Below are 24,657 nucleotides of genomic sequence, written 5' to 3' on the forward strand. Positions count from 1 at the left end.
AGTGTTTTGGCTTAGGAGGCTGCTGCGCTGCGTGGCCACCGCCATGCGTACCAGGCCGCAAGCGACTGCAGTACCACCTCGATGCTGCTGAGGAAAATGTAGAACATCCACGACCCGGGTATGGTCATCAGCACGATGATGGTCAACAGCACGCCCACCAGGATGTTCAACCAGCGGGCCAGTGCCGGTGGCAGCGTCAGCGACAGGAAGATCATCACGGCCGGCACGGCGATCAGGATGGCCACGGCAAGCAGCGATCCCTGGCTGGTCGGCCCCAGCAAGCCCTGCCCAGCCAATATTCCCTTGATATCCCCGGGCCGGTAGAGCCCGAGGAAATCTCCGTAGATGTAGCAGAACATCACCGACGTCCACAGCGCGGCCAGCTTCAGCTGTACGGGTGCGCGCCAGTGTTCGAGTGGCTGGTTGGCGGTCGTGTTCAAGGCAAACTCCCTGTAGGCGATGGGAAAGGGCAGTCACGCACGCGTGGGCGTGACGGATGCGGCTTGCGCTTGCCGGAAGCTGGGGCGTGCGCCCAGCAGCAATAGCCAGAGCATGAACAGCACTTCCACGAATTGCAGCGGGCCGAGCACGCTGGAAAGCATGTCCCGCCAACCCGGCAGCACGGCCCAGGCGATGCTCTGGATCAGGTAGGCCAGGCCATTGAGGATCAATCCGTAGCCGAACAGGCGCGGCAGGAAGCCCGAACGCAGCACCAGCATCGCCAGCGGGAACAGCCATAGCCCCCACAGCAGTTCGGCGGCGCCGACAGCTTCGCCGTGCAGGCGCAGGAACAGCATGGCAAGCGCCGCGCGCTGCGGCGGATCGAAGGCGGCGAGTGCATTCCCGCCGTGCGCCAGCAGCAGGGCAGCGGCATCGTTGATCACGTTGAAGAAGTACAGCGCCGGCACCAGCGCGCCGCCAAGCAACAGCATGGCGATGGCGTGCCGTCGATCCACGTCGCCCAGCAGGCGGTAGAGCGCCAGCGCCACGAAGGCCATCAGCGCCCCGCAGACGAGATCGGTGGCCAGGCCGATTCGGAACAGTGTCTCGTGCATGGTGATGCGGGCGATGGTCGCGGCCGCGTCACCGCTCACGAACAAGGCGTTCGGTACGTAGATCAGTCGATACGGCGCGAGCAGCACCACCAGCAGGTATAGCAAGCCGGCTTGGCGTGCGGTTCGATCCTGGGGACTCATGTGTGCTCCATGCGATGGCTGCCTGGCGGCGAGGGCGGGAGATACGCCCCGTGGCGTCGCGGGACGCCACGGGGCAGTACGGGCATTGGCGCGACCCGACTCAGTCCGAGAACACGGCAAAGCCCTTCTTGCCGTCCTTGTCCTTCACGTCCTTGCCGCAGTCGTCGACGTCCTGCTGCGTCATCGTGGCGTAGGGCTTGAACGCAGGCATCGCCGCGGCCAGCTTTTGCTGCGAGGTCATGAGGTCGGGCAGGCGCTTGCACAGTTGCATGGCGGCGGCCTGGATCTGATCGGTCTGCGGCTTGATGCTGGCTTCGATCTCCTTGTCGGTCTTGCCGGTGAACGCGCCCCAGATCGCCTGCTTGGCCGCGGTGACGCCGACGTCCGCGCCGCTGGCGCCGATGTCCATGCCGGCTTCGGCGATGCCGATGATCTGCTGGCGATAACCCACCAGCAGGGTGTGCTGTTCCGGCGTGGCCTCGACCGGCTTGCCGGCGATGACCAGCGTGCCCTGCGGGGTGATCACCGCCTTGGGCAGGGAGCCGTCGTGCGGGTGCGGACCGTCGCCGATGTGGATGCCGCCCACGTCGATGTCCTTGGTGACCAGCTCCTTCTTGGCCTGCTCGATGCCCTTGCGGACCTCGGTGGCGATCATCGAGGAAGAAGTCTGCTCGCGGACTTCCTTCGCGGCCTGCGTGGTGTCGCCGGCGGCGCCCGATGGGCTGGTGTCCTGCCCGGACTGGCTGCAGGCAGCCAGCGGCAGCAGCAGGACCAGTGCGAGTGTATTGAGCGTGATGCGCTTCATGGATGTTCTCCTTGATCCGAATTCGACTGGAAGTCAGCTGTCGTCGCGCCAGCGGCGGAACCAGATGGCGCCGGCCAGCAGGCCCAGGCCGATCACGACGCCAATCCACAGGTCCGGTGATGCCAGCAACTGGTAGGTGTTGGCGAGGTCCATGAAGTCCATGCTCGGGTTGCCGGAGACGTGGACGATGGAGTCGCCGTTGGTGTTGAACATGCTGCCGGTGCCGGGGAAGGTGCTGAGCAGGCCGCGCTGCACGATGTTCTTCCAGAACCAGGTGGCCGGCAGGTTGAACACGCCCATCAGGCCGAACCAGCTGATCACCAGGCCGCTGGCCACTGGCAACGCGACGGCCCAGAGGAACGGCTTGTTGCGCGCCCAGGCCGAGCAGAGCAGCAGCCAGCCGACCGACGGCAGGGCCCACAACACATACAGCGGGATGTAGCCGATCAGGTTGGACATGATGCGGAAGGGATGGGCCAGCAACAGCAGCTGCCACACATTCACGCCATGGAACGACAGGGTGATGGCGAGGATCAGCAGCTGCAGGATGCCGACCACGAGACCGACGATCACGGCGATCACGGGGGCGAGCACGGTACCGCTGATGACCTTGGACAACACGGTGCTGGCGTCGGAGATGGGCAGGGACTTCCAGAACAGGATGCTGCGGTCACGCCGGTCGTCATACAAGGCGCCGAGGCAATAGAAGAACACCACGAAGCCGAGTACCACGGTGAGCAGGCCCATCGCCGAATACATCGCCAGGTCCAGCGCAAAGCCCACCTTGCTGAGGTCGCCCGCATCCATGTCGGACATGACAACGTGCAGGCCGCTGCTGGCTCCGAAATGGATGCCATGGCTGGCGCCCAGCACCTCGGCGGTGATGATGCCCATGATGTTCAGCAGCAGAAAAATGCCGCCGGTGATGACGGGGGCCCAGAAAAAGCCGCCGCGATGTTCCCAGAACTCGCGTTTCACCAGCCAGTAGGTGTCTTTCCAGATCGGGGTGTTCATGCGTAGGTCCCTTTCATGGTGGCGACGAACAGGTCGCTGACGGAAGGCCGGCGGGTTTCGCCCAGTTGCTCCAGCGTCGCGCGGTTCGCACCGTCAAAAAGAAAAATGCTCTTGCCGAACACCTGGCGCTCGTCCAGCGGCTTCAGTGCGCGGGCCGCGTCGGCCTTGTCGGCGCCCACCATCACTTCGATGAAGCGCTCGCCGACCGCGTCCATGTCGGCGTCCAGCACGATCCTGCCGTCGCGGATGAACATCAGGTCGGTGAGGATGTGCTCGACTTCTTCCACCTGGTGCGTGGTGACGATGATGGTCTTGTTCTCGTCGAAGTAGTCTTCCAGCAGGTTCTGGTAGAACTGCTTGCGATAGAGGATGTCCAGGCCCAGGGTGGGTTCGTCCAGGATCAGCAGCCTGGCGTCGATGGCCATCACCAGCGCCAGGTGCAGCTGCACGATCATGCCCTTGGACATCTGCCGCACGCGCTGCTCGGGCTGCAGCTTGGTGCGCGCCAGGAACGCCTCGCACTTGGCGCGGTCGAAGCGCGGGTGCACGTTGGCGACGAAGTCCACCGCCTGGCGTACCTTGATCCAGCGCGGCAGCACGGCCACGTCGGCGATGAAGCACACTTCGCCCATCAGCCTGTCGCGCTGCTTGCGCGGGTCGAAGCCCAGCACGTTCAGTTCGCCGCTGAAATCGGTGAGGCCCAGGATCGCCTTCAGCGCGGTGGTCTTGCCGGCGCCGTTGGGGCCGATCAGGCCGACGATGCGGCCGGGTTCGATGCGGAAACTGGCGTTGTCCAGCGCCAGTGCCGACTTGTATCGCTTGGTCAGGCCACTGGCCGTGATCACCGCGCTCATGATTTGTCCTCCTTGTCGGCGTTGCCCTTTTCGGTTGGGGCTTCGCGCATAAGCGTCTTCAGATCCAGCCCCAGTCGCTGCAGCCGGGCAAACAGGACCGGCCACTCCTCGCGCAGGAACCGCTCGCGTTCGGATTTCAGCAGCGCCTCGCGAGCGCCTTCGATGACGAACATGCCCAGACCCCTCCTTTTCTCAACCAGTTGTTCGTCGACCAGTTCCTGGTACGCCTTCGACACGGTCAGCGGATTGATCTGAAAATCCGCGGCCACCTGGCGTACCGACGGCAGCGGGTCGCCCTCGTTCAAGGCGCCGTCCAGGATCATCGCCACCACGCGTTGCTGCAGCTGGCGATAGATCGGGACGCTGTCGTTCCAGATCATGGTCATGTTTTATTCCTTGCCGATGCGGCCGAACTTGTTGCCAAACGAATAGTAGGGCATGGCCAACTGCGACCCGAGCAGGCTGAACTGCTCCGCGTGGCTGGCGCCATCCAGGTGACCGATGGCCGGGATCGCGGCGACGCCGGCGACGCCGATGTCGTTCAGCAGGGCGGCGGTGCGCATTTCGGCAGCGCTGGGGGTAACCTGGACCGGGGCCAGGTCGATGACGTGGATGGTGCTGGTCTTGCTGGCCGGGGCTGGCTGGCTGTCGACGTTGTAGTTGACGGCGCTCAGGCTGGCGAAGGTGAACAGGACGGCGGCGGCGCTGGCGATCAGGTTTTGCGCTTTCATGACGGGCCTCCTTAGTGACCTCGTTGAGTGGTGTTGTAGTGAACTATAACACAATGTTTCGATCCGTCAATAGGCGCGTGGCTATTTCGCAACATGACTGATGGCCTATGCGTCGAAACCGCGCTGCGGCGCGGTTCGGCAGCATCGGAACCGCGGTGCCGGCCATCCCGGCGTGGTTCAATGGGCAGTCTTCAGCCTCGACGGAGCCGCCCGATGGATCTCGAATTGACCGGCCGCGTGGTGGTGGTCACCGGCGCCAGCAGGGGCATCGGGCTGGCTTGCACGGCCGCATTCGCCCGCGAGGGGGCGACGGTGGTCGGCATCGCGCGTGACCCGGCCAACCTGCAGGCGGCGCAACGCCAGCTCGCTGCGGCCGGACTGATGCTGGCGGTGCAGGCGGCGGACCTGAAGGACAGCGTGGCGGCCGGGCTGGTGATCGAGCGCATCGAGCACGACCACGGCCCGATCGACGTGCTGGTGAACTGCGCCGGCGCTGCGCGCCGCACGCCGCCGGCCGAACTGGATGCGGCCGCGGTGCTGGCGGCGATGCAGGCGAAGTACCTCAGCTACATGCACGCGATCGACCCGGTGATCCGCCGCATGGGCGCGCGTGGCCGCGGCAGCATCGTCAACGTGATCGGGCAGGGCGGGCGGCAGGCCAGCCCACTGCACATCGCCGGTGGTTCGGCCAACGCCGCGCTGATGCTGGCCACGGTGGGCTACGCCAACGCCTACGCCGGCAAGGGCGTGCGGGTCAACGCGATCAACCCCGGTATCACCCGCACCGGCCGCATGGAGGAGGGGCTGGACGCCGAAGTGCGCGCCACCGGCCTGCCGCGTGAGGAACTGCTGGCGCGGCAGTTGGCCGGCATCCCGCTGGGGCGCCTGGCCGAGCCGGCGGAAATCGCCGACGTGGCGCTGTTCCTGGCCTCGGCACGAGCCAGCTACGTCACTGGTGCGATCGTCCCGATGGACGGCGGCCGGACCTCGACGATCTGAGCGTTGCTGCAAAGAAAAAGGCCGGCGTGGACACCGGCCTTTTTCGTCCCGCATCCTGCGACATCAATCCCTGGCGGCGTAGACCTGCTTGCCGCCTACCCAGGTCTGCAGCACCCTGGTGTTCCAGATCTTGCTGGGCGAGTCCTTGACCACGTCGTGGTCGACCAGGATGAAATCGGCCCACTTGCCCGGCTCCAGCGTGCCCAGCGTGTGTTCCGCGTGCTCGGCGTAGGCCGCGTCGAGGGTGAATGCGCGCAGCGCCTGCACCAGCGTCATGTCCTGCTGCGGGTACCAGCCGCCGGGCGGCTGGCCGTCGTGGTCCTCGCGGGTCACCGCCGAATACAGGCCGTAGAACGGGTTGGGTGACTCTACCGGGAAGTCCGAGCCGCCGGCGATCACCGTGCCCTGCTTGAGGAAGCGCTGCCATGCGTAGGCGCCGGCGATCCGCTGGTGGCCGATGCGGTCCTCGGCCATGTTCATGTCGGAGGTGGCGTGGGTGGGCTGCATCGAGGCGATCAGCTTGAGCGGCACGAAGCGGGGAATGTCCTGCAGCGACAGGATCTGCGCGTGCTCGACCCGGTTGCGCAGCGCGATCGCTTGCGGGTGGGTCTGGTAGGCGCTGGCAAAGCTGTCCAGCACCTCGCGGTTGGCGCTGTCGCCGATGGCGTGGATGGCCACCTGGTAGCCCCTGGCGAAGGCCTTGTCGATCTTCGCGGTCATCGCCGCGGGCGGCATGAACAGCAGGCCGCGGTTGTGCGGGTCGTCGCTGTAGGGCTTGAGCATCGCCGCACCGCGGCTGCCCAGCGCGCCGTCGGCGAACAGCTTCACCGTGCGCACGGTGAGGAAGTCACCGCCGTAGCCGATCAGCGGGCCGTCCCGGCTGATGGTGTCGAACGCCGCGCCGGTGTCGCGGATCATCGCGTAGATGCGCGCGGTCAGCTTGTGCGCGTCGGCGTAGGCGCGGTAGAGCCGGTAGGTGTCCAGGTCGATGCCGGCGTCGCCGACGCCGGTGAGGCCCACGCTGGCCATCTCGGCCAGCGCGGCGTCGAGTGCGGCGGCTCGTTCCTGTGCGGTGGGTGCCGGCACCTTGTCGTTGACCAGGTCGGTGGCGGCGTCGACGAACACGCCGGCCGGGTTGCCGCTGGCGTCGCGTTCGATGCGCCCGCCGGACGGGTCCCTGGTGGCCGCGTTGACGCCGGCCAGCCTGATGGCGGCGGAGTTGGCCCAGGCGGCGTGGCCGTCGACGCGGCTCAGCCACACCGGGCGGTCGGACACGACGGCGTCCAGTTCCTTCGCGGTGGGGAAGCGGCCGAGCTTCCAGATTTCCTGGTTCCAGCCGCCGCCGAGTATCCACTTCGCATCGGGATGCGCCGCGGCGTAGGCCTTCACCTTGGCCAGCGCTTCCTGCAGCGATTGCGTGCCGGTGAGGTCGACGCTGTTGCGCGCGTAGCCGAGGTCCAGCACATGGCCGTGGGCATCGATCAGCCCGGGCAGCAGGGTACGGCCGTGGCCGTCGATCACCCTGGCGTCGCCGGCGCGATTGGCCAGTTCGGCATGGCTGCCGGTGGCGACCACCTTGCCCTGGTCGACCAGCAGCGCCTGGAAGTGCTGCAGCTTGCCGTGGCTGTCCAGCGTGTAGCCGTTGACGTTGTCGACCAGCAGGTCGGCGGCCTGCACCGCCGGTGCCAATGCCAGCAGGGCGAGCATGGACAGGCATAGCGAGCGTTTCATGCGCGGATCCCGGTGGGTGGGTGAACCCGCAGTGTGTCGGCATGCGCGCGGTTTTTCCACTGCGGTGGTTACCGGTTGCCGGCACGAAAACGCAAAACGCCCCCTCCGCACGGGAGAGGGCGTTCGCGATGGCGCTGCAGCCGGGGGGCGTCAGGCGGCCCTGGCGACCAGTGTTCCGATCGTGTTGTGCGCCGACTTCAGCGCCGCGGCCTTCTGCTCGTCGCCGATCGCAACGCCTTCGGCCCGCACGAACTCGACGTCATTGATGCCGATGAAGGCGAAGGCGGCGCGCAGGTAGGGTTCCTGGAAATCCATCGCGGCGGCGGCTGCATCCTTGCTGTAGATGCCGCCGCGGCTGGAGGCGACGATCACCCGCTTGCCGCCGGCCAGGCCTTCGGGGCCGTTCGCGGTATAGCGGAAGGTCTTGCCGGCGACCAGGATGCGGTCGAGCCACGCCTTGAGCGAGCTGGAAATGGCGAAGTTGTACATCGGCGCGCCGATCACCACCACGTCGGCGGCGAGGAATTCCTCCAGCAACTGGTTGCCAAGCACGGCGGCAGGGTCGCTGGCGTCGGCCACCGGCGTCCAGTGCGGCAGCGGCTGGGCGGCCAGATCGTGGTAATGGATGACGGCGTCGGGTGTGCTGCGCTTCAGCTCGGCTACGATGTCGGCGGTCAGCTGGCGCGACACCGAGTAGCCACCCAGCGCGCTGGAGTCGAGATGCAAGAGTTTCATGGAAAGGTTCCTGGTCGAGCCAACGATTGGCGATGGAATCAGGATATATTCCGAACAATATCGCGATAAGATGGCAGTTATCGAACTTATCGTTCTTGAATGGAAACGACGATGACGGTATTGAGCGGTGCCCTGCAGGACCTCAACGACCTGTACTTTTTTGCCGCGGTGGTCGAGCACGGCGGCTTTTCCGCGGCCGGCCGCGCGCTGGGCATACCGAAGTCGCGCCTGAGCAAGCGCGTGGCCCAGCTGGAGGAACGCCTCGGCGTGCGCCTGCTGCAGCGGACCACGCGGCGCTTCGTGGTGACCGAGGTCGGCGAGCGCTTCTACGCGCATTGCCGCGCCGTGCTGGAAGAGGCGCAGGCGGCGCAGGACGCCGTGGACGAACTGCGCGCCGAGCCGCGCGGCGTGGTGCGCCTGAGCTGCCCGGTCTCGCTGGCGCAGACCGTGCTGGCGCATGTGCTGCCGGATTTCCTCGCGCAGTACCCGAAGATGCAGGTGCGGCTGCTGTCGGGCAACCGCCGGGTCGACGTGATTGGCGAGGGTTACGACCTGGCGATCCGCGTGCGCACCAAGCTGGATACCGACGCGAACCTGGTGATCCGCACCTTCGGCCTGTCGCGCACCAAGCTGGTGGCCAGCCCGGCGCTGCTGAAGGCGCAGGGGCGCCCGCTGCAACCGGACGACCTGGCCCGCCTGCCGGCGCTGTCGATGAGCGAGCACGAGGGCGCCCAGCTGTGGGAGCTGATCGGCGCGAACGGCGCGCAGACCAGCGTGGAAGTGCAGGCGCGGCTGATCACCGGCGATTTCGCGGTGCTGCTGGAGGCTGCCCGCCGCGGCATGGGTGTGGCGCTGCTGCCGGAGTTCGTCTGTGCGCCGGCGATCACCGCAGGCGAGCTCGAAGTGGTGCTGCCGGAGTGGAGCGTACCCGAGGGCACCATGCACTTCGTCTATCCCAGCCGGCGCGGCATGCTGCCGGGCGTGCGTGCGCTGGTGGATTTCCTGGCCGAGCGGTTGCCGGCCACCACCTTGCAGAAGCACGAGCAATGCAAGCAGCGTCCGCAGGGCGAACTCCCCGCGGCATGATGCGCACGATGGTCCCGATGCAGTACGCTGCCGGGTTCACGGACATTTATACGGCCAAACGATGATCGCGACCAAGCTTCCCAAAGTCGGCACCACCATCTTCAGCGTGATGAGCCAGCTCGCGCTGCAGCACAAGGCGGTCAACCTGGGCCAGGGTTTCCCCGACTTCGAGCCGCCGCAGGGGCTGCGCGACGCGTTGACCCGCGCGATGAACGAAGGCCGCAACCAGTACGCGCCGATGCACGGCATCGCGGCCCTGCGCGAGCAGATCGTGTTGAAGACCGAACGGCTGTACGGCCGCAAGCTCGACGTCGATACCGACATCACGCTCACCTCCGGCGCCACCGAGGCGATCTTCGCGGCGATCGCGGCGACGGTGCGCGCGGGCGAGGAGGTGATCGTGTTCGACCCGGCCTACGACTGCTACGAACCGGCGATCGAGCTGCAGGGCGCGCGGGCGGTGCATATCCCGCTGACCGTGCCGGCGTTCGCGATCGACTGGCAACGCGTGCGCGACGCGGTGACGCCGAAGACGCGCATGATCATGATCAACACGCCGCACAACCCGTCCGGTGCGGTGCTGTCGGCGGCCGACCTGGAGCAGCTGGCGGCGATCGTGCGCGATACCGATATCGTGGTGCTGTCCGACGAAGTGTACGAACACATCGTCTATGACGGCGCGCGGCACGAGAGCGTGCTGCGCCATCCAGAACTGGCCGAACGGAGCATTGTGGTCTCCTCGTTCGGCAAGACCTACCACTGCACCGGCTGGAAGGTTGGCTACGCGGTGGCGCCGGCCGCGCTGAGTGCCGAGTTCCGCAAGGTGCACCAGTACCTCACCTTCTGCACCTTCCACCCGGCACAGGTGGCGTTCGCCGAGTTCATGGCCAGCACGCCGCAGCATTATCTGGAACTGCCGGCGTTCTATCAGGCCAAGCGCGATCGTTTCCGTGCGCTGCTGGCGCCGTCGCGCTTCAAACTGCTCGACGTGCCGGGTGGCTATTTCCAGCTGGTCGATTATTCGGCGATCCGCGACGAGGACGACCTTGCCTTCAGTCGCTGGCTGGTGGAGCAGGGTGGGGTGGCCGCCATTCCGCTGACGCCGTTTTATGAAAGCGCGCCGGGCACGCGATTGCTGCGGCTGTGTTTCGCCAAGAGCGACGCCACCATGGAGGCGGCCGCGGAGCGGCTGTGCCGGCTGTGAGCAGCGATGGCGTGGGCCTCGAACCGCTGCGCGTGTCGCTGGTACAGGGCGCCACCCGCTGGCACGATGCGCCGGCAAACCGCGACTACTACGGCGCGCTGGTGCGCCAGGCCAAAGGCAGCGACTTGATCGTGCTGCCGGAGACGTTCCTGTCCGGCTTCAGCAACGACATCCAGGCCAGCGCCGACACCATGGACGGCGAGGGCGTGGCCTGGCTGCGCGCGCTGGCGATCGAGGTCGGCGCGGTGATCTGCGGCAGCCTGGCGATCCGCGAGGACGGCGTGGTCTACAACCGCCTGCTGTGGGTGCGCCCGGACGGCAGCTTCGAGCAGTATGACAAGCGCCACCTGTTCCGCATGGCCGGCGAGCACACTCGCTACGGCGGCGGCAACCAGCGGCTGGTGGTGGAACTGAAGGGTTGGCGCATCCTGCCGCAGGTCTGCTACGACCTGCGTTTCCCGGTGTGGCTGCGCAACCGCCGGCTGGCGTCTGCCACCGGTGGCATGGACTACGACCTGGCCGTGTTCGTGGCGAACTGGCCGGCGCCGCGCCGGCAACCGTGGCGTACCTTGCTGCGCGCGCGGGCGATCGAGAACCTCAGCTACGTGGTCGGGGTGAACCGGGTCGGCGTGGACGGCAACGAGATTCCGTATGCCGGCGACAGCGCGGTGCTCGATCCGGTCGGCGAGCCACTGGTGGAACTGGGCGCGCAGGAACAGGTGGTGACGATCACGCTGGACTCGGCACCGCTGCTGGCGCACCGCGAACGCTTCCCGGCGTGGATGGACGCCGACGCGTTCACGCTCGATCCGGGCTGATCCCAACCTCATCGTGGACAACAAAAAGCCGCCCATGGGCGGCTTTTTGTCGAGAACTCACGCCGGCTCAGAGTATCGCCAGCACCGCTTCCGGCGGACGGCCGATGACGGCCTTGCCGTTGGCGACCACGATCGGGCGTTCGATCAGCTTCGGGTGCGCCACCATCGCGGCGATCAGTGCACCGTCGTCGAGGGCAGGATCGTCCAGCCCCAGCGAGCGGTACTCCTCCTCGCCGGTACGCAGCAGTTCGCGTGCGGTCATGCCCAGCTGTTGCAGCAGCACGACCAGTTCGGCGGCGCTTGGCGGCGTGTCGAGATAGTTGATCACTTCGACCTTGCCGCCGTGCTGTTCCAGCAACGCCAGCGTGGCGCGCGACTTGGAACAGCGGTTGTTGTGGTAGATGCGCAGCATCGGTCCATCACTCTCCGTGGTCAGGGCCTCAGCGATTGCCCGAACGGTTGCCGCCGCGACCCGGTGGGCGACCGCCGGCCGGGCCGCCGTGACGGGCGCCGCCCTGCGGACGGTTGCCACCCTGGCCTGGCGGGCGGCCGCTGCCATGTGGCCGGTTGCCGCCCTGGCCGTGTGGACGGGCCGCCTGGTTGCCGTGCGCACGATTGCCCTGGGCCTGCCCCTGGCCTTGCGCCCGCGGGCTGCGATTGCCTGGTGCACGGTTGCCGCCCAGGCCAGGACCACGCGATTCACCGCCGAAGCCGCTGTACGGACTGCCGGCGGCCCGACCTTCACCCGTGCCGTGCGCGCCGAAGGGCTTGCCACCACCCGGGCGCCGATTGCCAGCACCGGCGGCATTGCCGCGCGGGGCGTCGGGACGGGTGCTGCCGTCGCGGCTTTCGCCGGCGAACCATGTGCGCACCGACGGCAGCTCCTGGCCTGGCGCCACGCGTCGACCCTTGCCGCCACCGTGCTTGCCGGCGCCGCTGCGTTCGGGGCGGGCCAGGTTGCCGTTGACTTCCTTGCCGTCGCGGCGCGGCGGCTTGCGCCCGCGGGTCGGTTCCTCGCGGATGCGGTCGTAGGCGCGCAGTTCACGTGCCTCGTCCTGGCCGCCGGTCCAGGCCGTGCCGGCGCCGCGTTCGGGGCGGTACTCGGTGACGTTGCGATTGGCACGGCGCTGATGCAGCACCGGGCTCAGGGTCAGCACCGGTTGCGGCATGCCGAGGCCGGTGGTCTGGCGCAGCTGCTTGACGCCTTCGGCATCGAGCGCTTCGCATTCGCCACGGCGCAGGTTGCGCGGCAACTCGATCCCGCCGTAGCGGATGCGCTTCAGGCGGCTGACCAGGAAACCCTGCGAGTCCCACAGTCGGCGAACTTCGCGGTTGCGGCCTTCGCGGATCACCACGCGAAACCAGCTGTGGCTGCCGCCGCGGCTGATCACGGCGATCTCGTCGAAGCGGGCCGGGCCGTCTTCCAGCTCCACGCCGGCCTTGAGTTTCTCGATGACCTCGTCAGGCACTTCGCCGTGCACGCGGCACAGGTATTCGCGTTCGAGCCCGCTCCTGGGGTGCATCAGCGCGTTGGCCAGTTCGCCATCGGTGGTCAGCAGCAGCAGGCCGGTGGTGTTGATGTCGAGTCGGCCCACGGCGACCCAGCGCGCGCCTTTCAGGCGCGGCAGCTGTTCGAACACGGTGGGACGGCCATCGGGGTCGTCGCGGGTGGTCAGCACGCCCTCGGGCTTGTGGTAGATCAGCACCTCGGTGTCGTCGCGGCTGTCGGTGGCCACGACGAACTGCTTGCCATCCATGACCACGCGGTCGCCGGCCTTCACGCCCATGCCGATTTCGGCAGGGGCGCCATTCAGTTCGACTTCGCCGGACTGGATGCGCTGCTCGAGCATGCGGCGCGAGCCGAGGCCGGCATTGGCCAGCACCTTGTGCAGGCGCTCTTCCAGCGCGGGTGCGTCGGTGTCGATACGCGGTTCGCGCTTCAGGGATAAAACGGATTTTTGCGGCGCAGTCATGCGCGATACTCCTCGGGATCTTGCTCGGCGGTGTCGGTGTCGACGTCCGCGGCGGGGTTCGCTGCCTCGTCGGCAGTGGCAATCGGGTTGTCGGCGGGCAGGCTCGTGTCGGAGCCAGGTTCGCCGGACTCGGGTGAACTGGCCGGCGCATCGGCGTCGACCATGATGTCGCTGTCTTCGGTATCTGCGATGTCCGCAGATGGATGGTGTTCAGTGTCGTCGCCGGCCTCGGCTGCCATCTCGTCCGGGTCGATCGGCAGGTCACGCACGATGCGGGCGGGCAGGGGGTCGGGCTCGAAGCGCATCTGCGGGTCTTCCATGTCGCGGATTTCCGACAGCGGCGGCAACTGGTCCAGCGATTTCAGGTTGAAATAATCGAGAAAGGCGCGGGTGGTGCCGAACAGCGCCGGCTTGCCGGGAACGTCGCGATAGCCGACCACGCGGATCCACTCGCGCTCCTCCATCGTCTTGATGATGTTGGAGGACACCACCACGCCGCGGATCTGCTCGATCTCCGGGCGGGTGATCGGCTGGCGGTAGGCGATCAGCGCCAGTGTCTCCAGCAGTGCGCGCGAATAGCGACTGGGGCGCTCGGTCCACATCCGCGAGATCCACGGGTGCACGTCCTGGCGCACCTGGTAGCGGAAGCCGGAAGCCACTTCCTTCAGCTCGATGCCGCGGCCCGCGCAGTCCCCGGCCAGCGCCTCAAGCGTCCTGGCGATCTGCTCGCGGTTGACCTCGTCGGCCTCGTTGAACAGCTCGCCCAGCTGCTGCACGGTCAACGGCTGGGTGGAGGCCAGCAGGGCGGCCTCGATGATGGGTTTGAGTTGCTCGATCTGCATGACCTTGGATTCGGATGCCGGTTTGATCGGTACCGCTCAGTGGTTGTCGTTCATTCGCCGGACGATTCGATCAGTGCCGACTCGCCCGCTTGTGCGTCGTCCGCCGGTGCGTCGACGGGCTCCTCGGCATGGCTGACCTTCGCCTTTACGTAGATCGGCGCCAGTGGCTCTTCCTGGACGATCTCGACCAGCATTTCCTTGGCCAGCTCCAGCATCGCCAGGAACGTCACCACGATGCCGAGGCGCCCCTCGCTGATGTCGAACAGGCTCTCGAAGCGGTGGAAGCTGCTGTCGTCGAGCCGGCTGAGCAGTTCGCCCATGCGCTGGCGCACGCTGAGCGCCTCGCGCTTGATCGCGTGATGCCCGAACAACTCCGCCCGGTGCATCACATCCTTCAGTGCCAGCAGCAGCTCGGTCAGCTCCAGCGGCGGCGGCAACCTGATCACGTTGCGTTCGCCCACGTCGGCGTGGACCACCACGCTGTCGCGTTCCTGCCGCGGCAGCGCTTCGATGTCCTCGGCGGCGCGCTTGAACCGCTCGTACTCCTGCAAGCGCCGTACCAGTTCGGCACGGGGATCCTCTTCCAGCCCTTCCTCGGCGGGCGGCCGCGGCAGCAACAGCCGCGACTTGATCTCGGCCAGGATCGCGGCCATCAGCAGGTATTCGGCGGCCAGCTCCAGCCGCATCACGTCCCGCATCAGCTCGATGTAGGCCATGTACTGCCGGGTGATCTCGGCGACCGGGATGTCCAGGATGTCCAGGTTCTGCCGGCGGATCAGGTACAGCAGCAAGTCCAGCGGCCCTTCGAACGCCTCCAGGATGACCTCTAGCGCGTCCGGCGGGATGTACAGGTCCTGCGGCATCTGCAGCATCGGTTGGCCGCGCACGATGGCCAGCGGCATTTCCTGCTGTTGAGGTACCGGTGCAAACGCGTCCTGCGGTGCGGTGACCGGGCTCTGTGGCTCGACGGGCTCAGTGCTCATCAATGCATGTCATGGGGCCGTCTTCAGCGGCTGCAGTGCGTTCAACATGATCGGAGTCATTCCATGCCGACACGGCATCGGATGTCCGTACTCGGAACACGGCGGTGAGGCGGCATTCCCGGGATACTGCGTTCTTCACACTTGTTCGTTCGAGGCGTGGCGGACGCCATCGTCACGACGGGCATGACGAAGCCACTCGGTGGTGGTTCGGTCAGGCAGATCGCCAGCGACCATCGCGTCGACTGCGGGTTGTCAGCCACGGCAGGTACGCCAAGCCAGGGAGGGCGGGAAACGACGCCACCGGCTGTTCACAGGTCGGTTCGAGAGCAATCGAATGGATGCCAGGGGCCGCCGAGAGTGCTCGGCAAACATTTCCATGGAGCCACGCGTGGGCCAAGAGTAGCGGTTAGCCGGTGCCAAGTCCAGCGCAGGCCACCTGCTGGCGCGGTTGTCCACAAGGCACCGTTTGCGGGCGTCTGCCGGTTTTGCAGCGGCGCTCCCGGCAGGCACAATAGGTGGATTGCGCCGGGAAAACCGGTGCGCCGCAGCGCGGCAGGGGGCGGCATGTGACCTAATGTGTCGGAATGGGTCAGGCTCGCGTCAACGCCGCGTTTGGCGACAGTGAACCGGAGCAGTGCGTGTCACGATGGCGTTGCGGCCATGTGCGGGTCCTGGTCGACTGGAGCGTGGCATGCGGCGTGTGCGACGCCTGCGGGCCGGTGGGTGTCGGGCAGAGTATAAAACCCCGGATGGCACGTTGATTGCTTTCACACGGTTGACAACCCTGGCCTGCCATCGTGCAGCGGTATCGCCGGCAAAGGGTGCGGCAGAAAGATTTCAGGATGATGTTTACCCGGTGCCCTTGGCGGGGTGCTAGTGCAAAACAGGTGGTGGAACTGATGGCGATCGACAAGAACGGGCAGGATGGCGGTGGACCGGAGCAGTTGCGTCCGGCGCGCATGCAGATCGAGACGACGGTGCTGATGAGCGGCAACGGCGAGTCGCATCCGACCGAGCTGGTCGATATTTCGGCTACCGGCGCGCTGCTGCGCCGCCCATTGGGCTGGTCGGGCCATGTCGGGCAGAGCTGGGTGCTCGACATGATCTTCGGCAACAACCTGCATATCCATCTTGAGGCCGTGGTGGCGCGCATCTCCGATCATCACGTCGGCTTTTCGTACAGTCGCATTCCCGAGGACAAGCAGGTGCCGTTGTGGAACCTGCTGGGTGGCTATGCCGACATCCTGGAGTACTGGAAGGACGGCTGAGCGAATGCAGTCACTGCATGAAAAACGCCCGCATCTGCGGGCGTTTTCGGTTGCCGGTACCTGGCGGGAAATCAAGCCGTGGCTTTATTCTCGTCGCGCAATTCGCGGCGCAGGATCTTGCCCACGTTGCTCTTGGGCAGGCTGTCGCGGAACTCGATCAGCTTGGGCCGCTTGTAGCCGGTGAGGTTCTCGCGGCAGAACTGCTTGAGCGCTTCCTCGGTGAGGTTCGGATCCTTGCGCACCACGAACAGCTTCACCACCTCGCCAGAATGCTCGTCAGGCATGCCGACCGCCGCCACTTCGAGCACGCCGGGGTGCTGCATGACGGCATCCTCGACTTCGTTCGGGTAGACGTTGAAGCCGGACACCAGGATCATGTCCTTCTTGCGGTCGACGATGTAGAAGTAGCCGTTCGCGTCCATCTTCGCGATGTCGCCGGTATGCAGCCAGCCGTCGGCGCCGAGCACCTTGGCGGTTTCGTCCGGACGGTTCCAGTAGCCCTTCATCACCTGCGGGCCCTGCACCATCAGTTCGCCCGCCTCGCCGAGCGGCAGCGGCTTGCCGTCCTCCGACCAGATCGCCACATTGGTGGACGGTACCGGCAGGCCGATCGATCCGTTGTATTCCTTCAGGTCCAGCGGATTGATGCAGACGGCGGGCGAGGTCTCGGTCAGGCCGTAGGCCTCGGCCAGGGTGCAACCGGTGACTTTTTTCCAGCGTTCGGCCACGGCGCGCTGCACCGCCATGCCGCCGCCCAGGGTCAGGTGCAGCTTGGAGAAATCCAGCTCGGCGAAGCCGGGCGTGTTGAGCAGGCCGTTGAACAGCGTGTTGACGCCGGTCAGCGCAGTGAAGCCGGACTGGCGCAATTCCTTGACGAAACCGGGCATGTCGCGCGGGTTGGTGATCAGCCAGTTGAGGCCACCCAGGCGCATGAACACCAGGCCGTTCGCGGTCAGCGAAAAGATGTGGTACAGCGGCAGCGCGGTGATGATCACTTCTTCGCCAGGCTTGGCATTGCCGCCGATCCAGGCGCCGGCCTGCAGCATGTTCGCGATCATGTTGCCGTGGGTCAGCATGGCACCCTTGGCCACGCCGGTGGTGCCGCCGGTGTACTGCAGGAAGGCGATGTCGTCGTGGGTCAGCGTCACCGGCTGCAGCGGATGCGCCGCGCCGCGCGCCAGCGCGTCGCGGAAACGCACGGCCTGCGGCAGGTCGAACGCCGGCACCATCTTCTTCACGTGCTTCAGCACGAAGTTGATCAGCGCGCCCTTGGGGAAGCCGAGCAGGTCGCCGATGCCAGTGGTGACGATGTGCTGCACGTGGGTTTCGGCGACCACCTGCTGCAGGGTGGCGGCGAAGTTGTCCAGCACCACGATCGCCCTGACGCCAGCGTCTTCCAGCTGGTGCTTGAGCTCGCGCGCGGTGTACATCGGGTTGGTGTTGACCACCACCAGGCCGGCGCGCAGCGCGCCGAACAGGGCGATCGGGTACTGCAGCACGTTCGGCATCATGATCGCGATGCGATCACCCTTGCCAAGCTTGAGCACGCCGGTGAGGTAGCCGGCGAACTGGCGACTCATCGCATCGATCTGGCCGTAGCTGAGCTGGCGGCCGAAGCTGGCGAACGCCGGGCGATCATGGAAGCGCGTGAACGCTTCTTCCAGCACCGCCGGTACCGAAGCATATTGACTGACGTCGATCTGTTCCGGCACGCCGGCTGGATAGTTCTCCAGCCACGGACGTTCATTGCTCATGCTTTGGGTTCCCTGTTTTGTCGACGACGGTGGATCGATGATGGCCCTAGATGGCGACAGCTTCCATCATGGACCATGCTCCGGCTGATTGGAGCATACGCCCGCGTATAGCGGCAAGCCCACTGCAGCGAGCCCCGTCGATGATTCGATTGATGAAAACCGTCCGCCAACTGGCTGTTGTCGCACTGCTCGCGCTGGCCTTGCCGGCCTGTCACCGCACACCTGATGAAGCGCAGGTGCGCGAGGCGATTGCCGCTGTTGCGCAGGCGGCCGAAGCGGGTTCGGCCAGCGATGTGGAGGCGCCGCTGAGCAAGGATTTCGACGGCAACGCCGGCATGCTGGATCGACGCGGATTGGCCAGCATGGTCCGGCTGCTCGCGCTGCGTGGCGAGCATGTCGGCGTGACGATGGGGCCGGTGTCGATCGAGCACCGCGGCGAACGGATGCTGGCAACGTTTACGGTCACGCTGACCAGCGGCGGTGGCCTGTTGCCCGACCAGTTGGGCCTGTACCAGGTGGAATCGGCATGGCGCCGGGAAGATGGTGAATGGCGCTGCTACACGGCGAGCTGGAAACACACGATGTAGGAGTCCGCTCGCGGGCGATGCCTTGACGGGAGTCGGAGCAAGCAGCATCACCGGTGAGCGGGCTGCCGTGCTTTCCGCACACATGAAAAGACCGCCCCGGAGGCCGGGGCGGTCATGAAGTCACGCTGGGGCTCAGGCGGCTTTCTTGCCGGCCAGCTGACGCAGCACGTACTGCAGGATGCCGCCGTGACGGAAGAAGTCGCGCTCCTTCGGGGTCAGCAGCATCACCTGCACGGTGAACTGTTTCTTGCTGCCGTCGGCGGCCGTGGCCACCACCATGGCTTCCTTCGCATTGCCGTTGTCCAGGCCGGTGATGTCGAAGCTTTCGTTGCCGGTCAGGCCCAGCGACCTGGCGCTTTCGCCATCCTTGAACTGCAGCGGCAGCACGCCCATGCCGACCAGGTTGGAACGGTGGATGCGCTCGAAGCTCTCGGTGATCACGGCCTTGACGCCCAGCAGCAAGGTGCCCTTGGCCGCCCAGTCACGCGATGAACCGGTGCCGTATTCCTTGCCGGCGATGACCACCAGCGGGGTGCCCGCATCCTTGTACTTCATCGCCGCGTCGTAGATCGCCAGCTGTTCGCCGCTGGGCACATGACGGGTGAAGCCGCCTTCGACGCCATCCAGCATCTGGTTCTTGATGCGGATGTTGGCAAACGTGCCGCGCACCATCACGTCATCGTTGCCGCGACGCGAGCCGTAGGAGTTGAAGTCGATCGGCTGCACGCCGCGCGAGATCAGGAAGCGGCCGGCGGGCGAATCCTTCTTGATCGAACCGGCAGGCGAAATGTGGTCGGTGGTGATCGAGTCGCCGAACAGACCCAGGCAGCGCGCGGCGTGGATGTCGTCGACCTTGCCCACTTCCATGGTCATGCCGTCGAAGTAGGGCGGGTTCTTGATGTAGGTGGACGCTTCGTCCCACGCGTACAGCGCACCGTCCGGCGAAGCGATCGCGTTCCAGCGTTCGTCGCCCTTGAACACGTCGGCGTAGTTCTTCTTGAACATGTCCGAGGTGACCGCGCTGGTCAGCAGGTCGCTGATTTCCCGGTTGGTGGGCCAGACGTCCTTGAGGAACACGTCCTTGCCATCCGAACCCTGGCCCAGCGGTTCGGTGGTGAGGTTGATGTCGAGCGAACCGGCCAGGGCGTAGGCGACCACCAGCGGCGGCGAGGCCAGGTAATTCATCTTCACTTCGGCGTGCACGCGGCCTTCGAAGTTGCGGTTGCCGGAAATGACGGCGCCCACGGTGAGGTCGCCGGCGCTGATCGCCTTGCTGATCTCCTGCGGTAGCGGGCCGGAGTTGCCGATGCAGGTGGTGCAGCCGTAGCCGACCAGGTAGAAGCCGGTCTTCTCCAGTTCGGTCAGCAGGCCGGTCTTTTCCAGATAGTCGGTGACCACCTTGGAGCCGGGCGCCAGCGAGGTCTTCACCCACGGCTTGGCCTTCAGGCCCCGCGCGGCGGCCTTCTTGGCGACCAGGCCCGCGGCCAGCATCACGGCGGGGTTGGAGGTGTTGGTGCACGAGGTGATCGCGGCGATCACCACCGAGCCGTCGCCGACGCGGAAATCCTGGCCGTTCATCGACACGTGCTGGCCCGGCGCGTTCTGGCTCTGGTCGTGGCCGACCGCGGTGTCGCCGCCTTCATTGGCGAAGCGGGCTTCGGCACCGTTGCGCTTGCTCGTGGTGGCGCCGAGGTTGTCGTTGTAGTTCTGCTTGACGTCGGTCAGCAGCACGCGATCCTGCGGGCGCTTCGGGCCGGCCATCGACGGCTTGACGTCGGCCAGGTCCAGTTCCAGCGTGGTGGTGAATTCGGCGTGCGGGCTGTTCTCGTCGTGCCACAGGCCCTGGGCCTTCGCATACGCCTCGACCAGCGCGACCTGCTCGTCGCTGCGGCCGGACAGACGCAGGTAGCGCAGCGATTCGGCGTCGACCGGGAAGATGCCGCAGGTGGCGCCGTATTCCGGCGCCATGTTGCCGATGGTGGCGCGATCGGCCAGCGCCAGATGCTGCAGGCCCGGGCCGAAGAACTCGACGAACTTGCCGACCACGCCCTGCTTGCGCAACATCTGCGTCACGGTCAGCACCAGATCGGTGGCGGTGGCGCCTTCGGGCAGGCGACCGGACAGCTTGAAGCCGACCACCTGCGGAATCAGCATCGACGAGGGCTGGCCCAGCATCGCGGCCTCGGCCTCGATGCCGCCCACGCCCCAGCCCAGCACGCCCAGGCCGTTGACCATGGTGGTGTGCGAGTCGGTGCCGAACACGGTGTCCGGGTAGGCCCACTGCTGGCCGTCGACCTCGTTGGCCATCACCACGCGGGCCAGGTGCTCTAGGTTCACCTGGTGCACGATGCCGGTACGCGGCGGCACCACCTTGAAATCGGCCAGCGCTTTCTGGCCCCAGCGCAGGAAGCTGTAGCGGGCCTGGTTGCGCTCGAACTCGATGGCGACGTTCTTTTCCAGCGCGTCTTCGCTGCCGAACACGTCGACCTGTACCGAGTGGTCGATGACCAGCTCGGCCGGCGACAGCGGGTTGATCAGGGTCGGGTCACCGCCCAGCGCCTTCATCGCGTCGCGCATCGCCGCCAGGTCGACCACGCACGGCACGCCGGTGAAGTCCTGCAGCAGCACGCGCGCAGGCATGAAGGAGATTTCGGTGTCCGGCTCCTTCTTCGCATCCCAGTTGGCGACCGCCTCGATTTCCTTCGCGGTCACGTCCACGCCGTCTTCGTGGCGCAGCAGGTTTTCCAGCAGGATCTTCATCGAGTACGGCAACCGCTTCAGGTCGAAGCGCTGGCCCAGCCTGGCCAGGCTGGCAAAGGCGTACTGCTTGCCATTGACCTCGAGGGTGTCGCGTGCGGAAAAGGTGTCTTTCATGGGGACGTGCTCCTGGCTGGATCCTGCGGCTGGGATGACTCGACGACGTGCCGGGATGGCGTGGGGTTCGCCTTCCCGGCAAAAAACGCGATTATCGCGCAAACCCCGCGCGGCCGCGAACCGGCACGACATCGTGAGAGTGGCGTGCATGGCTTGCGGGGCGTCTGTCGGGCTGCGCCGGCGGGTACACTGCGCCGACGCTCATGACGGAGCTTCGCCGCACAGGATGGGCCCGATGACCACCGCACGCAAACGCCTTTGATGACATGCAGCATTCGATGATTTCGATGGGCCTGGCCGCCGTTTCGCTGCGCGACCTCGCGCTGGTGCAGGCGGTGCATCGCCACGGCAGTTTCAACAGTGCGGCGCGGGCGATGCACATCAGCCCGTCCGGACTGTCGCACCAGGTGCAGAAAGTGGAGCAGGCGCTGGGCGCGCCGTTGTTCGAGCGTGGCGGGCGGAAGATCGTGCCGACCGCAGGCGGCCAGCGGCTACTGCAGCAGATCGACGCGGTGCTGGCTTCCGCCGAACACCTGCAACAGGTGGCCCGCGCCGGCGCGGTCGCCTTCGGCGGCGAGTTGCGGCTGGGCGTGCCGGCTTCGCTGGGGCCGTACCTGCTGCCGCACCTGATCGCGCCGTTCCCGCAGCATTTTCCGGGTGCAAGGTTGGGTATTTCCGAAGGCAAGCCGCGCGGCCTGTTGCGGCGGTTGAGCGAAGGCGAACTCGACGCGGTGCTGGCGCCGCCGGCCGTGGCGACCAGCGGGATCGCCTCGCGCCCGCTGTTCTTCGAGCCGTGGGAGCTGATGCTGCGCGCCGACCACCCTCTGGCCGGCCACGACAGCATCGCGCTGGCCCAGCTCGATCCGGCCGAGGCCACGCTGATGGCTGAAAGCCACGTCGACGGCCTCGACAGCGGCGGCAGCGAGCACGGCCACGTGCAGGACGTCAGCCTGGAAAGCCTGGCTGCCCTAGTCAGTCTGCGCGGTGGCTATGCGCTGGTGCCGGCGCTGGCGCACGAGCGGCTGGCCTCGATGCCGAACATCACGCTGGCGAAGCTCAAGGGGCAGGCGAGCGGCCGCGAGATCGCGCTGTACTGGCGCGACGCCTCGCCCTGGCACGACGACCTGCAAGCCTTCGCCGAGCTGCTGCGCAAGCTGGCCAGGCAGCGGCCCGGTCTGCGGGTTCGAGGTGTAAAGGCATGAACCACCCACAGATGGGTTCCTGCGCCTGATTTTCGGGCATCTTCAAGCAGAAAGCCGCCTTGCGGCGGCTTCCTTCAACATCACATGAGACGACAGCTCAGCCGCGCGATGCGCGCTTGCGGTCGTTCTCGGTGAGGTGCTTCTTGCGCAGGCGGATCTCCTTCGGAGTGATCTCGACCAGCTCGTCGTCGTCGATGAAGTCCAGCGCCTGTTCCAGGGTGAACTTGATCGCCGGGGTCAGCTGGATCGCGTCGTCCTTGCCCGAGGCGCGCATGTTGGTCAGCGGTTTGGGCTTGATCACGTTGACGGTGAGGTCGTTGTCCTTGGCATGGATGCCGACCAGTTGGCCTTCATACACGTTGTCGCCTTCGGCCGCGAACAGCTTGCCGCGATCCTGCAGCGGCCCCAGCGAGTAGGCCGGGGTGGTGCCGCCGGCGTTGGCGATCATCACGCCGTTCAAGCGCTTGGCGATCTGGCCTTCTTCCTTCGGCCCGTAGTGGTCGAACACGTGGAACAGCAGGCCCGAACCCTGGGTCAGCGTCTTGAACTGGTTCTGGAAGCCGATCAGGCCGCGCGCCGGGATCTCGTAATCCAGGCGCACGCGACCCTTGCCGTCCGGTTCCATGTTCTTCAGCTGGCCCTTGCGCACGCCGAGCCTTTCCATCACGCCGCCCTGGTGGACTTCCTCCACGTCGACCACCAGCTGCTCGATCGGCTCCATCTTCTGGCCGTCGATCTCCTTGATGATGACTTCCGGGCGCGACACAGCCAACTCGTAGCCTTCGCGGCGCATGTTCTCGATCAGCACCGACAAGTGCAGCTCACCGCGGCCGGAGACCAGGAACTTGTCGGCGTCGGAACCCTGCTCGACCTTCAGCGCCACGTTGTGCACCTGCTCGCGCTCCAGGCGATCCTTGAGCTGGCGGCTGGTGAGGAACTTGCCGCCAGAGAGATCCTTGTTGCCGGCGAACGGCGAGTTGTTGACCTGGAAGGTCATCGAGATCGTCGGCTCGTCCACGGTCAGCGCGGGCAGCGCCTCGGGCGTGTCCAGCGCGCAGATCGTGTCGGAGATGGTCAGGTCGGCGATGCCCGAGATGGCCACGATGTCGCCGGCCTCGGCAGTTTCCTGCTCGATCCGCTCCAGGCCCAGGAAGCCCAGCACCTGCAGCACCTTGCCCTGGCGCTTCTTGCCTTCGCGGTTGATCACCGCGACTGGCATGTTCTTCTTCAGGGTGCCGCGCTGGATGCGGCCGATGCCGATCACGCCCACGAAGTTGTTGTAGTCGAGCTGGCTGATGCGCATCTGGAACGGACCGTCCGGATCCACTTCGGGCTTGCTGACGTGCTGCATGATCGCTTCGTACAGCGGGGTCATGTCGCCTTCGCGGACGTCGTCGTTGAGGCCGGCGTAGCCGTTCAGCGCCGAGGCGTAGACGATCGGGAAATCCATCTGCTCGGGCGTGGCGCCGAGGCGATCGAACAGATCCCAGACCTGCTCGACGACCCATTCCGGACGGGCGCCCGGGCGGTCGACCTTGTTGATCACCACGATCGGCTTGAAGCCCATCGCGAACGCCTTCTGCGTCACGAAGCGGGTCTGCGGCATCGGGCCATCCATCGCATCGACCAGGATCAGCACCGAGTCGACCATCGACAGCACGCGCTCCACCTCGCCGCCGAAGTCGGCGTGTCCCGGGGTGTCGACGATGTTGATGCGGTTGCCCTGCCAGGTGATGGCGGTGTTCTTGGCCAGGATGGTGATGCCGCGTTCCTTTTCCTGGTCGTTCGAGTCCATCACGCGCTCGGCCAGCACGGTGCGCTCGTTGAGCGTGCCGGACTGCTTGAGCAGGCAATCGACGAGGGTGGTCTTGCCGTGATCGACGTGGGCGACGATGGCGATGTTGCGCAATTTTTCGATGGACATGGGATCGACTCGGGCGGCTCGGTGGCCGTCACGCAGGTTTTTGAAGGGCGAATTGACCGATTATACGGACTTGCGTG

23 protein-coding genes are annotated in these 24,657 nt (G+C 66.3%); 7 read left to right on the plus strand and 16 right to left on the minus strand.

From position 1 onward, the window contains the following. Nucleotides 1-11: 11 nt before the first annotated feature. The 7 genes from IMW82_RS01980 to IMW82_RS02010 form a co-directional block, all read right to left on the minus strand. A complete protein-coding gene (locus IMW82_RS01980) occupies nucleotides 12-440 on the minus strand; it encodes a DUF6326 family protein (protein WP_211003741.1) in 429 nt (142 codons plus the stop codon). A gap of 33 nt (nucleotides 441-473) precedes the next feature. Beyond that, a complete protein-coding gene (locus tag IMW82_RS01985) occupies nucleotides 474-1,196 on the minus strand; it encodes a DUF4386 domain-containing protein (RefSeq protein WP_211003742.1) in 723 nt (240 codons plus the stop codon). Nucleotides 1,197-1,296: 100 nt separating this feature from the next. After that, on the minus strand, nucleotides 1,297-2,001 hold the full coding sequence (locus IMW82_RS01990; protein ID WP_211003743.1) for a hypothetical protein: 705 nt from the start codon (nucleotides 1,999-2,001) through the stop codon (nucleotides 1,297-1,299). A gap of 33 nt (nucleotides 2,002-2,034) precedes the next feature. Beyond that, on the minus strand, nucleotides 2,035-3,015 hold the full coding sequence (locus IMW82_RS01995) for a hypothetical protein (RefSeq protein WP_108471310.1): 981 nt from the start codon (nucleotides 3,013-3,015) through the stop codon (nucleotides 2,035-2,037). Beyond that, nucleotides 3,012-3,869, minus strand: coding sequence for an ABC transporter ATP-binding protein (locus IMW82_RS02000; protein WP_211003744.1), 858 nt, complete (start codon nucleotides 3,867-3,869; stop codon nucleotides 3,012-3,014). The genes IMW82_RS01995 and IMW82_RS02000 overlap by 4 nt, the downstream gene beginning before the upstream one ends. Further along, entirely contained in the window at nucleotides 3,866-4,255 is a 390-nt protein-coding gene (locus tag IMW82_RS02005; RefSeq protein ID WP_108471308.1) for a GntR family transcriptional regulator, read from the minus strand. Before IMW82_RS02005 ends, IMW82_RS02000 begins: the two co-directional genes overlap by 4 nt. Nucleotides 4,256-4,258: 3 nt before the next feature. Next, nucleotides 4,259-4,600 carry a hypothetical protein gene (locus IMW82_RS02010; RefSeq protein ID WP_211003745.1) on the minus strand — a complete coding sequence of 114 codons (342 nt, stop codon included), beginning with the start codon at nucleotides 4,598-4,600 and terminating at the stop codon, nucleotides 4,259-4,261. A 213-nt stretch (nucleotides 4,601-4,813) separates the two neighbouring features. On the opposite strand from IMW82_RS02010, the gene IMW82_RS02015 reads away from it, so the two are divergent. After that, nucleotides 4,814-5,599, plus strand: coding sequence for an SDR family oxidoreductase (locus IMW82_RS02015; RefSeq protein WP_211003746.1), 786 nt, complete (start codon nucleotides 4,814-4,816; stop codon nucleotides 5,597-5,599). A gap of 63 nt (nucleotides 5,600-5,662) precedes the next feature. Here IMW82_RS02015 and IMW82_RS02020 read toward each other — a convergent pair whose 3' ends face one another. Both IMW82_RS02020 and IMW82_RS02025 read right to left on the minus strand, forming a co-directional pair. Next, nucleotides 5,663-7,330 (minus strand): amidohydrolase, encoded by a 1,668-nt coding sequence (locus IMW82_RS02020; protein ID WP_211003747.1) that lies wholly within the window; start codon nucleotides 7,328-7,330, stop codon nucleotides 5,663-5,665. 150 nt (nucleotides 7,331-7,480) lie between these two features. Next, the gene (locus IMW82_RS02025; RefSeq protein ID WP_211003748.1) at nucleotides 7,481-8,065 is read right to left on the minus strand and encodes an FMN-dependent NADH-azoreductase; all 585 of its coding nucleotides are present in this window, start codon (nucleotides 8,063-8,065) and stop codon (nucleotides 7,481-7,483) included. Between the two features lie 111 nt (nucleotides 8,066-8,176). Here IMW82_RS02025 and IMW82_RS02030 point away from each other — a divergent pair, with 111 nt between their 5' ends. From IMW82_RS02030 to IMW82_RS02040, 3 genes are all read left to right on the plus strand, one after another. After that, the gene (locus IMW82_RS02030) at nucleotides 8,177-9,151 is read left to right on the plus strand and encodes a LysR substrate-binding domain-containing protein (protein WP_108471624.1); all 975 of its coding nucleotides are present in this window, start codon (nucleotides 8,177-8,179) and stop codon (nucleotides 9,149-9,151) included. A 61-nt stretch (nucleotides 9,152-9,212) separates the two neighbouring features. Then, nucleotides 9,213-10,355: a pyridoxal phosphate-dependent aminotransferase gene (locus IMW82_RS02035; protein WP_108471303.1), complete on the plus strand. Its 1,143-nt coding sequence runs from the start codon at nucleotides 9,213-9,215 to the stop codon at nucleotides 10,353-10,355. Further along, entirely contained in the window at nucleotides 10,352-11,173 is an 822-nt protein-coding gene (locus IMW82_RS02040; RefSeq protein ID WP_108471302.1) for an amidohydrolase, read from the plus strand. The genes IMW82_RS02035 and IMW82_RS02040 overlap by 4 nt, the downstream gene beginning before the upstream one ends. A 67-nt stretch (nucleotides 11,174-11,240) precedes the next feature. Here IMW82_RS02040 and arsC read toward each other — a convergent pair whose 3' ends face one another. Genes arsC through IMW82_RS02060 form a run of 4 tightly spaced genes read right to left on the minus strand, consistent with a single transcriptional unit; the run spans nucleotide 11,241 to nucleotide 14,971 of the window. Further along, nucleotides 11,241-11,585: an arsenate reductase (glutaredoxin) gene (gene arsC, locus IMW82_RS02045; RefSeq protein ID WP_108471301.1), complete on the minus strand. Its 345-nt coding sequence runs from the start codon at nucleotides 11,583-11,585 to the stop codon at nucleotides 11,241-11,243. Between the two features lie 28 nt (nucleotides 11,586-11,613). Then, entirely contained in the window at nucleotides 11,614-13,146 is a 1,533-nt protein-coding gene (locus tag IMW82_RS02050) for a pseudouridine synthase (RefSeq protein WP_211003749.1), read from the minus strand. Beyond that, a complete protein-coding gene (gene scpB / locus IMW82_RS02055; protein WP_211003750.1) occupies nucleotides 13,143-13,988 on the minus strand; it encodes an SMC-Scp complex subunit ScpB in 846 nt (281 codons plus the stop codon). The genes IMW82_RS02050 and scpB overlap by 4 nt, the downstream gene beginning before the upstream one ends. A 50-nt stretch (nucleotides 13,989-14,038) precedes the next feature. Continuing rightward, nucleotides 14,039-14,971: a ScpA family protein gene (locus IMW82_RS02060; protein WP_211003751.1), complete on the minus strand. Its 933-nt coding sequence runs from the start codon at nucleotides 14,969-14,971 to the stop codon at nucleotides 14,039-14,041. 899 nt (nucleotides 14,972-15,870) lie between these two features. On the opposite strand from IMW82_RS02060, the gene IMW82_RS02065 reads away from it, so the two are divergent. After that, nucleotides 15,871-16,239 (plus strand): PilZ domain-containing protein, encoded by a 369-nt coding sequence (locus tag IMW82_RS02065; RefSeq protein WP_211003752.1) that lies wholly within the window; start codon nucleotides 15,871-15,873, stop codon nucleotides 16,237-16,239. Between the two features lie 71 nt (nucleotides 16,240-16,310). On the opposite strand, the gene IMW82_RS02070 is transcribed toward IMW82_RS02065, so the two are convergent. After that, entirely contained in the window at nucleotides 16,311-17,993 is a 1,683-nt protein-coding gene (locus IMW82_RS02070; protein ID WP_211003753.1) for a long-chain-fatty-acid--CoA ligase, read from the minus strand. A 152-nt stretch (nucleotides 17,994-18,145) separates the two neighbouring features. Between IMW82_RS02070 and IMW82_RS02075 the strand changes: the two genes are divergently transcribed. Beyond that, nucleotides 18,146-18,580 carry a hypothetical protein gene (locus IMW82_RS02075; RefSeq protein WP_244754135.1) on the plus strand — a complete coding sequence of 145 codons (435 nt, stop codon included), beginning with the start codon at nucleotides 18,146-18,148 and terminating at the stop codon, nucleotides 18,578-18,580. A gap of 132 nt (nucleotides 18,581-18,712) precedes the next feature. Here the strand turns inward: IMW82_RS02075 and acnA are convergent, their stop codons facing one another. Beyond that, nucleotides 18,713-21,454 carry an aconitate hydratase AcnA gene (acnA, locus tag IMW82_RS02080; protein WP_211003754.1) on the minus strand — a complete coding sequence of 914 codons (2,742 nt, stop codon included), beginning with the start codon at nucleotides 21,452-21,454 and terminating at the stop codon, nucleotides 18,713-18,715. 266 nt (nucleotides 21,455-21,720) lie between these two features. Between acnA and IMW82_RS02085 the strand changes: the two genes are divergently transcribed. Continuing rightward, nucleotides 21,721-22,656, plus strand: a complete 936-nt coding sequence (locus tag IMW82_RS02085; protein WP_211003755.1) for a LysR family transcriptional regulator — start codon at nucleotides 21,721-21,723, stop codon at nucleotides 22,654-22,656. A gap of 97 nt (nucleotides 22,657-22,753) precedes the next feature. Here the strand turns inward: IMW82_RS02085 and typA are convergent, their stop codons facing one another. Then, the gene (gene typA / locus IMW82_RS02090) at nucleotides 22,754-24,580 is read right to left on the minus strand and encodes a translational GTPase TypA (protein ID WP_211003756.1); all 1,827 of its coding nucleotides are present in this window, start codon (nucleotides 24,578-24,580) and stop codon (nucleotides 22,754-22,756) included. Nucleotides 24,581-24,657 lie beyond the last annotated feature (77 nt).

Source organism: Rhodanobacter sp. B2A1Ga4 (genome assembly GCF_018101315.1).
Classification (GTDB): domain Bacteria; phylum Pseudomonadota; class Gammaproteobacteria; order Xanthomonadales; family Rhodanobacteraceae; genus Rhodanobacter; species Rhodanobacter thiooxydans_A.